Origin of the sequence: Gemmiger sp. An50, assembly GCF_002161595.1 — a bacterium.
Taxonomy (GTDB): domain Bacteria; phylum Bacillota; class Clostridia; order Oscillospirales; family Ruminococcaceae; genus Allofournierella.
The window spans coordinates 99628-107838 of the sequence record NZ_NFID01000015.1 but is presented as its reverse complement, the minus strand read 5'-3'; the positions used below and the strand labels follow the sequence as shown (position 1 = coordinate 107838).

Below are 8211 nucleotides of genomic sequence, written 5' to 3'. Positions count from 1 at the left end.
TGCATTTCCTGGTCTTGGATGTACTTGCGAATCTTTGCCTCATTTCCTCCAACCGTATTTACATAGTACCCTTTTGCCCAAAACACTCTTCTTCCATACTTGTACTTTAAATTCGCATGCCTCTCAAAAATCATCAGCGTACTCTTGCCTTTCAAGTACCCCATGAAATCTGCCACCGCCAGTTTCGGCGGAATCGATACCAGCATATGAATGTGGTCTGGCATTGCATGTCCCTCGATGATTTCCACATGCTTGTAATCACAAAGCATTCTCAGGATTTTTCCAATATCTTTTCTTAATTTCCCGTAAATTACCTTTCTGCGATACTTTGGCACCAGTACTATGTGATATTTGCAATTCCAACTCGTATGTGATAAACTTTTTTCGTCCATATGGATGAACCTCCTTTTGCTTTAGTGCGGTTGGCGTTACCCGCTTCTATTGTAGCAAAAGGAGGTTCTTTTTTTACCGTTTCAACGCTCGTGCTCTTCTCGTCCACAAGCATAGCTTGTGGTTTTCTAGTTAACAAAAAATGCCTGTGCCCGGCGGAAAGCCGCCGGACACAGGCATTTTATTTATTATTCTGGAGATACTCAGCCGAAATAGGCGGCAATCTCCTGCATGCGGGCCATCTGATCCACCTGGAAGGGGCATCGGCTGTTGCAATGCCCGCACTGCACGCAATCCCCTGCGTCCCGTCCCAGGCCATGGTAATGCTCTGCGGCCATGGAATCCCCGTTTCGGGCCAGATCGTAATACTTGTTCACCAACCCCACATCGATCCCCATCGGACAGGGCTTGCAGTGGTTACAGTAAACGCATTTGCCCACCGCGTCCACCGGGCTGAAAGAAGCGATCATGGAGTAGTCCCGCTCCTGCTCGGAGGCATTGAAAAAGCCCAGCAGATGCTCAGCCTGCTCCACACTGCTCATACCCGGCAGCACCGTAAGGACCCCGGGCCGGTCGAGAGCATACTGCATGCACTGATACTGGGTCAGCGCCTGCCCGAAGGGCGAGAGAGAAGCATCCAGCAGCTGGCCGCCGGAGAAAGGTTTCATCACGGCAATGCCGATGCCCTCCGCTTCGCAACGCCGGTAAATGGCCGTGCGCTCCTCCACCGAGCCCTTGGCGTATTCGCCCTTCTGGTAATCGTAGCCCGGATTGACCGAGAACATCAGCATATCCACCGGGGCTTCGTCCAGCACCCGCTGGATGGTGGCCGGGGTGTGGGAGGAAAGGCCAATGTGCCGGACCACACCCTGCTCTTTTAATTGCAGCAGGTAGGCATAGGCCCCGTTTTCCTGGTATTCCTGCCAGTCGGACAGCTCGTCGATGCAGTGGATAAAACCATAGTCAATGTAATCCGTATGCAGCCGGGTCAGCTGCCAATCAATGCTGCGCTTGATGGCCTCTGCATCCGTGGTCCACCCGTAGGTACCTGTATGGTAATCGGCGCCGAAATGCACCTGGTACATCACGTTTTTCCGCACATCTCCAAGCGCCGCGCCGAAGTACGGGAAGGTTCTGCCCTCCGCCGTTGCCAGATCGAAATAATTCACACCGCCCTCATAGGCCCGTCGGATTGTGGCGACCGCATCCGACTCCTTTGCCTGGGCAATATAGGAGGTACCGAACCCCAGCGTGCTGATCCGGTTACCTGTCCGTTTGTTGATTCTGTATTCCATTTGCCGCCTTCTCCTTTGTCGCTGCGGGCAGCCATGGCCCGCTCCGCCCGTCCGGCTCTGCCTGATAGCTCAGGCGAGACTGTTGTACTGGTCGTCGTTCACCGGCTCCAGCCATTCGTTGGAGGCGCCCGGTGCCGGAATCTCAATGGCAATGTGAGTGAACCATTCATCCGCTGCGGCGCCGTGCCAGTGCTTGACCTCCGGCGCGATGTAGACCACGTCGCCCGGATGCAGCTTGCGGGCAGGCTGCTCCCATTCCTGGTACCAACCCTCGCCATCGGTGCAAAGCAGGATCTGGCCGCCCTTGTGATGGATGTGCCAGTTGTTGCGGCAGCGGGGCTCAAAGGTCACGTTGCACACGTTCACTCCTTCGGCGTTCAGCGGGTTCAGATAGCTATTGCCGATGAAATACTGCGCATAGGCGGTGTTGGGCTGACCGAGGCCGAACAGAGAATCCGAGGGGTCGGCCTTCTCCTCTGCATAAATTTCCCGCACCATGGGGAAAACTGCCCAGGCGTTGGGCCAGCCCACATAAAAGGCGATGTGGGTGATGATCTCCACCATTTCGGTTTTGGTCACGCCATGATTTTTTGCATTCTGAATATGATATTTCAAGGAATTATCGGTGATGCCCTTGGACACCAGTGCCACCACAGTGATCATGGAACGATCCCGCAGCGACAGCTTATCCTCCCGGGACCATACCTCGCCGAACAGCACATCGTCGTTGAGCTGGGCAAATTTGGGCGCAAGGTCGCCCAGTCCGTTTCTTCCTGCCGTTTGTTTGATCATTGATCACTTGCCTCCTGTTTCTGTTTGTGTTTTGCGAATCTGGTGGCGCAGATAATCCAGACGCTGGAGCTGCCGCTCCTTGAAGTGAATCTCGTCCAAGGCGGCGGCCCGCTTCTTTTCCAGCATGCGAAGGCGCTCGGCTCCGGTGGTCTTGCCCTCCAACAACAGCCGCATGTAGGCCTCCACTTCCTCTGTGTTAAAGCCGATGTCGTGCAGGGTCATGATGACGCTCAGGCGTTCCAGGTCGGAATCGTCGTATTGCCAGGCGCCCATCACCTTTTTGACCGCCCCGCACAATCCCCAGCTTTCGTATTCCCGCAGGATGTTCATGGGAATCTGATACCGCTCACTTGCCTCCTGAATGGTCATACGCCGCCTCCAAAAAACAAAAATGTAGATGCCCTGGCCGGACATCTACATTGTAAATTGCTTTCAGAATGCTGTCTAATGCTTATTTTGCAGCTTCAGAAATACCCGAAAGGCATTTTTTAATATGCTCCAGCAGCGCAGCCACTGCGGGCGGGAAGGTCTCGGTCTTTTTCCAGGCCAACACCGTACTGGATTCCAGCGCAGGCGACAGGGGCAGAAAGTGCAGCCCTTCATAGCTGCAGCGAAGCCGGATGGTAAGAAACGCCCCCATGCCCTCCCGGGCCAAGAGGGTCATGTTATAGGGCAGGTTACCGGTGGCCGCCACCTGCATCTGCTGGGCGTAGGGGCCCATCCAGTGCTCCAGCTCTTTTTGAATCACCTCACGGCGGGTGAAAATCAGCGGCACCTGGGAAAGGTCCTGCGCCGTGACGCACTCCTTTTGTGCCAACAGCGAATCCTCCCGCACATGTACCCCCCACTGCTCCTTCACCGGCAGACGGATGAAATCGTATTTGCTGATGTCCACCGGTTCCAGCAACAGGGCCAGATCCAGCATGCCGCCCTCGATTCGCTCCTTGGTATTGTCGGCGTTGCCGCTGTAGAGCTGATAGGTCACCTGGGGATGAAGCGCCTGAAAGGAGGCCAGCCACCCGGCCAGAAGATGCATTCCCTCCAGATCACCACTGCCGATGGAAATCACACCCCGCAGCTCCGGTTCTTTTCGGAATTCCTGCATGGTTTTGTCCGCTAGGTCTACCAGCTCCTGCGCCCGGCGGCGCAGCAGCATGCCGTCGTCGGTGAGAATAATGCGATGGCGGCTGCGCTCAAACAGCTTGACGCCCAACTCCTCCTCCAGCTGCATCAGCTGGCGGGAAAGGGTTGGCTGGGTCAGATGGAGCAGAGCCGCCGCCTTTGTGATGTTTTCCTCCCGAGCCACGGCCAAGAAGTATTTGAGCACTCGAAGATCCATGATTTTTGTCCCCTCCTCTTTTCAACATCCTATCACGGAACCGCCGGGCAGGCAAGGGCGATCCCTTGCGCTGCGGGGTTTTACATTTTGTGCAAAGCAGGTTACAATAGGTCCATAAAACAGCGAAAACGCACCGAACGAACCGGCATAAAATAGTCCGGTTGGCTGCATTTTTCAAGACCAAGACCATCTCCAGAAAGGATTACTATGCTATGATGAAAATACTTTTTGTTTGCTTGGGCAACATCTGCCGCAGCCCCATGGCTGAATATGTGATGCGGGACCTGGTGCGCCAGGCCGGGCTGGAGGACCAGATCCAGGTGGCCTCTGCTGCTACCAGCCGGGAGGAGCTGGGCAATCCGGTATATCCTCCCGCCCGCCGCAAGCTGGCGGAGCACGGTATTGCCTGCGAGGGCCATACCGCCCGTCAAATGACCGCCGCGGACTATGACCGGTTCGATCTGCTGATCGGCATGGACCAGAATAACCTGCGGAACATGAACCGAATCTGCGGCGGCGACCCGGAGCACAAGCTGCACATGCTGATGGACTACACCGACCGCCCCGGCGAGGTGGCGGACCCCTGGTACACCGGCGATTTTGAGCGCACCTGGCAGGATGTGCTGGCCGGCTGCCAGGGTCTGCTGGCGCAGCTGAAAGACCGGGGCTGAATCGCTCTGCTTGACAGCACTTTTCTCTGGTGTTATAGTAAATAGCGAAAATCAAATAGTTTTGGAATTCTGGGGGGACTCTTCGGAGTTGAGAAGGTAAAACCTGACCCCACGAACCTGATCTGGTTCATACCAGCGTAGGGAAGCAATTCTGAAGCCCCGGTTCTGCCCGCCTGTTTCAGTGCGGGCACCGAGACCTTGCAGTAAAAGGGATGCTTTTCCAAGTGAAAGGCGTCCCTTTTTCTTTTATATTTCTTGCAAAGGAAGGAATCATTGCTATGGAAAACAACACCTGCTGCGGCTGCAGCCGGCCGGACCTGCCCTGGGCAGGCCGCGGCACCAATCTGGACATCTCCGGCTGCCGTTTCTCTCTCTACCCCATGGACTCGAACTTTGTTCCCATCATTTTGGGCGCGCTGGAAAAGACCGACACCTCGGCGGTATGGAGCCAGTCGGACGCTCTTTCCACCGTTTACCGCGGCCGTCTGCCCTACGTGGTGGACGCGGTGGAAGGCCTGTTCGTAAATGCCTGGCAGCCCACCGTTCACATGGCACTGGAGGGCCAGTTCTCCAAGGGCTGCCCTGGTGACACCGACGGCGACAGTTTGCTCACCCGGGAAGGCCCCGGCCCCAATGCACAGACCATCGCTGGCGCTCACTTCCCGGTGCTGTGCAAGCTTGCCCTTTACCCCATGGGCGTGAGCGACTACATCGACCGCATCGCCGAGGTCTGGCACATGGCAGAGGATGCCGGTCTGAATCCCACCAGCGTTCACTACGCCACCCGGATTAGCGGCGATGTGCAGGCGGTGTTTGACTACCTGCATGCGGTATGCCGCCATATGGAGCAGACGGTTCCCCACTACATTCTGCACTTCACACTCTCGGTGAACAGCCCCACGGCGGAGTAATCCCGCACCCCTCACACATACAAACAAGGAGTTGGAACAACCAATGAAACAGAAAGAAACAAGCTATTCCTGGAAGCTGCAGGACATTATTTTTGTGGCCATGCTGTGTGTGGTATTCGGCGTGGTATATCTGGCGGGCGTTTACCTGATCTCGCCCCTGACCGCCATCTTTGCCCCTCTGGGCGTTTCGCTGCTGGGCACCGAGATGATCTTCGGCATCTGGTTCATGGCCGCCACCCTGGCCGCCTATATTTTGCAGAAACCCGGCGCGGCCATCATCGCCGAGGTACTGGCTTCCCTGATTGAGGTACTGCTGGGCAACATGTACGGCCCCATGGTGATCGTGGCAGGCATCGTACAGGGCGCGGGCGCTGAGCTGGTGTTTGCTGCCTGGCGCTACAAACGGTTTGACCGTACCACCATGTATCTGGCCTCTGTGGGCTGCACCATCACCGGATTTTTGTGGAGCTTCGTGCGCTCCAACTATCTGGCTATCGCGCCCCAGCTGCTGGTGGTATATTTCATTGTGCGGCTGATCAGCTCCTTCATCTTCTCCGGCGTACTGTGCAAGCTGATGGGTGACAGCCTGGCCCGCACCGGCCTGCTGAAGAGCTACGCCCTGGGCCGGGCCATGCGGGATGAGTAAGCCGGTACTCAGCTGCCGGGACCTGACCTTCCGCTATCAGAAAGAGGATGTGTTCCGGCAGATCTCCTTTGCCATCCAGCCCGGAGAGGCTGTGCTGCTGATGGGGCCTTCCGGCTGCGGAAAAAGCAGCCTTGCCTACTGTCTGGCCGGGCTTTACCCTGCCTACGCGGGAACTTTGAGCGGTGAGATTCTTCTTGAAGGCAAGTCTCTGGAGGATTACCCGCTGGCCCAGCGAGCCCGGGGTGTATCCATCCTGTTCCAGAACCCGGACGATCAGTTCTGTATGGACCGGGTGGACCACGAAATCCTGTTTGCGCTGGAAAACATCAACTATCCGGGCGATCTGCGCGCCCGCACCCGGGAGCTGCTGGCACTGGTGGGACTGGAGGCGGTGGAGCACCAGCTGATTCACACCCTGTCCGGCGGAATGAAACAGAAGCTGGCACTGGCCACCGCCCTTGCCACCGAGGCAAAGCTGCTCATCCTGGACGAGCCCTTCGCCAACCTGGACCCCGGCTCCTGCGCTGATCTTTCGGTGAAGCTGGCCCAACTGAACCGGCAGGGACTGGCCCTGTTCATCGTGGACCACCGGCCGGATTACTGGCTGCCTTTTTTAAGCCGCATCCTGCTGATGGACAAAACCGGCAATCTTTTGCCGGAAAGTGTTCTTCCGGAGGAGCTGCAGGCCCATCGGGAGCTGTTCCGGGAACGTGGCCTGTTTGTGGACGACAGCTGGCTGGAGGGCCAGTCTCCCGCGCCCCTACCCCAGCCGGAAGAGCCCATGATACAGGCAAAGGACCTGCGGCTGCTGCAGGGTAAAACTACGGTGGCAGAACATCTGAGCTTCGACATTCCCCAGGGCGGCATCACCGCGCTGGTGGGGCGAAACGGCAGCGGCAAAACCACTCTGCTCACCTGCCTTGCCGGGGCTGGACGCTGCAAGGGCAGCCTGAAAGTAAACGGCACGGCGGGGCTGGTGTTCCAGAATCCCCGTTTCCAGTTTTTGAGTCTGACCGTGGAGGATGAGGTTTTGACCACTCTGCGGGCGCTGGAACCCAAAGCAGAAGAGCAAGCCCTGCGCCAAAAGGCCCGGGCACTGCTGGAGGAATTTGACCTGCTGGCCTGGCACAAGCACTCGCCCTACGAGTTGAGCCAGGGCCAGCAGCGGCGGCTGGCTCTGCTGGCCATGCTGGCGGGTAACCGGCCGCTTCTTTTGCTGGACGAGCCAACCTATGCACAGGACGAGCGGGCTACCCAGTTCATCATGGACCTGCTGCGCCGCCGCATTGGTCAAGGCCTGACCGCTGTAATTGCCACCCATGATCTGGCGCTGGCCCGCTGCTTTGCCAACCGGATCTATTTGCTGGAAGACGGCCGCATGCAGCTGCTCAGCCCGGAACAGCTGGACCAATACGCCAAGGAAAGGAGCCATGCCCCATGCGCGCTTTGAATCCTGCCTATAAGCTGCTCACTCTGATCATCGCTTCGCTGATGCTCTCGGTCACCTACAACACCCGGCTGGATCTGGTGGTGGCAGGCTGCTGCCTGGTGGTAACTCTATGCACCCCGCGAGTGGACCGGAAGTTTCTGTTCATCTCGCTCACGCCGTTTCTTATTGCCGCCTTCGGCATGTTTATGACCGGCCTGCTCTTCCCCAGCCAGGCGGCTGCTCAGGGGGTGGAGACCGCTGTATTCGGCCAGCGGGTGATCTACGCCAGCTCGCTGAAAAGTGCCTGCCAGTTGGCCGCCCGGGTGCTGGCCTTCGGCGGCCTGGGCATGCTGTTCGCTTTTACTACCGAACCCATGGAGCTGATCATGAGCCTGATGCAGCAGTTCCATCTGCCCCCGAAATTTGCCTACGGCATCCTGGCAGCCTATCATTTCTTCCCGGTGGTGCGCAGTGAGTTCGGAACTGTGGGCGTGGCACTGCGGGTTCGCGGTGTAAAGGCAACCCCCTTTTCATCCAAACGAATCCTTCCTATGCTGGTCCACGCGCTGGAGCGCTCCCAGAGTCTTGCCATGGCCATGGAGTCCCGAGGGTTCCAAAACGACGCACCCCGGGCTGTGGCCTTTCGTGTGCGGTTCGGTTGGGTGGATATCGCCTTTCTGATCGGTTTGCCCGCTGCACTTCTGGTCGGGCTCTGGCTTTTGTAACCACAGGAGACTG

General features: G+C 57.6%; 10 protein-coding genes and 1 riboswitch. Of the genes, 5 read left to right on the top strand and 5 right to left on the bottom strand.

Features of this window, described 5'->3' with window-relative positions; translation table 11 throughout:
* From tnpA to B5G03_RS13045, 5 genes are all read right to left on the bottom strand, one after another.
* Positions 1-392: IS200/IS605 family transposase (gene tnpA / locus B5G03_RS13065; protein WP_087182126.1), on the bottom strand; the 392-nt coding region annotated here is incomplete at its 3' end.
* A gap of 201 nt (positions 393-593) precedes the next feature.
* On the bottom strand, positions 594-1685 hold the full coding sequence (locus B5G03_RS13060) for an aldo/keto reductase (protein WP_087182125.1): 1092 nt from the start codon (positions 1683-1685) through the stop codon (positions 594-596).
* 69 nt (positions 1686-1754) lie between these two features.
* The gene (locus B5G03_RS13055) at positions 1755-2477 is read right to left on the bottom strand and encodes a carboxymuconolactone decarboxylase family protein (protein ID WP_058962909.1); all 723 of its coding nucleotides are present in this window, start codon (positions 2475-2477) and stop codon (positions 1755-1757) included.
* A 3-nt stretch (positions 2478-2480) separates the two neighbouring features.
* Positions 2481-2846 carry a MerR family transcriptional regulator gene (locus B5G03_RS13050; RefSeq protein ID WP_087182132.1) on the bottom strand — a complete coding sequence of 122 codons (366 nt, stop codon included), beginning with the start codon at positions 2844-2846 and terminating at the stop codon, positions 2481-2483.
* An 82-nt stretch (positions 2847-2928) separates the two neighbouring features.
* The gene (locus tag B5G03_RS13045; RefSeq protein WP_087182124.1) at positions 2929-3816 is read right to left on the bottom strand and encodes a LysR family transcriptional regulator; all 888 of its coding nucleotides are present in this window, start codon (positions 3814-3816) and stop codon (positions 2929-2931) included.
* 212 nt (positions 3817-4028) lie between these two features.
* Between B5G03_RS13045 and B5G03_RS13040 the strand changes: the two genes are divergently transcribed.
* The 5 genes from B5G03_RS13040 to B5G03_RS13020 all read left to right on the top strand — a co-directional run bounded on the left by B5G03_RS13040 (position 4029) and on the right by B5G03_RS13020 (position 8198).
* Entirely contained in the window at positions 4029-4487 is a 459-nt protein-coding gene (locus B5G03_RS13040) for a low molecular weight protein-tyrosine-phosphatase (protein WP_087182123.1), read from the top strand.
* 61 nt (positions 4488-4548) lie between these two features.
* Positions 4549-4648: riboswitch (TPP riboswitch) on the top strand.
* A 117-nt stretch (positions 4649-4765) separates the two neighbouring features.
* Positions 4766-5398, top strand: coding sequence for a YkoF family thiamine/hydroxymethylpyrimidine-binding protein (locus B5G03_RS13035; protein WP_087182122.1), 633 nt, complete (start codon positions 4766-4768; stop codon positions 5396-5398).
* A gap of 43 nt (positions 5399-5441) precedes the next feature.
* The gene (locus B5G03_RS13030; RefSeq protein ID WP_087182121.1) at positions 5442-6044 is read left to right on the top strand and encodes an ECF transporter S component; all 603 of its coding nucleotides are present in this window, start codon (positions 5442-5444) and stop codon (positions 6042-6044) included.
* The gene (locus B5G03_RS13025) at positions 6037-7494 is read left to right on the top strand and encodes an ABC transporter ATP-binding protein (RefSeq protein ID WP_087182120.1); all 1458 of its coding nucleotides are present in this window, start codon (positions 6037-6039) and stop codon (positions 7492-7494) included. Before B5G03_RS13030 ends, B5G03_RS13025 begins: the two co-directional genes overlap by 8 nt.
* Positions 7482-8198 (top strand): energy-coupling factor transporter transmembrane component T family protein, encoded by a 717-nt coding sequence (locus B5G03_RS13020; protein ID WP_087182119.1) that lies wholly within the window; start codon positions 7482-7484, stop codon positions 8196-8198. The genes B5G03_RS13025 and B5G03_RS13020 overlap by 13 nt, the downstream gene beginning before the upstream one ends.
* Positions 8199-8211: the final 13 nt, after the last annotated feature.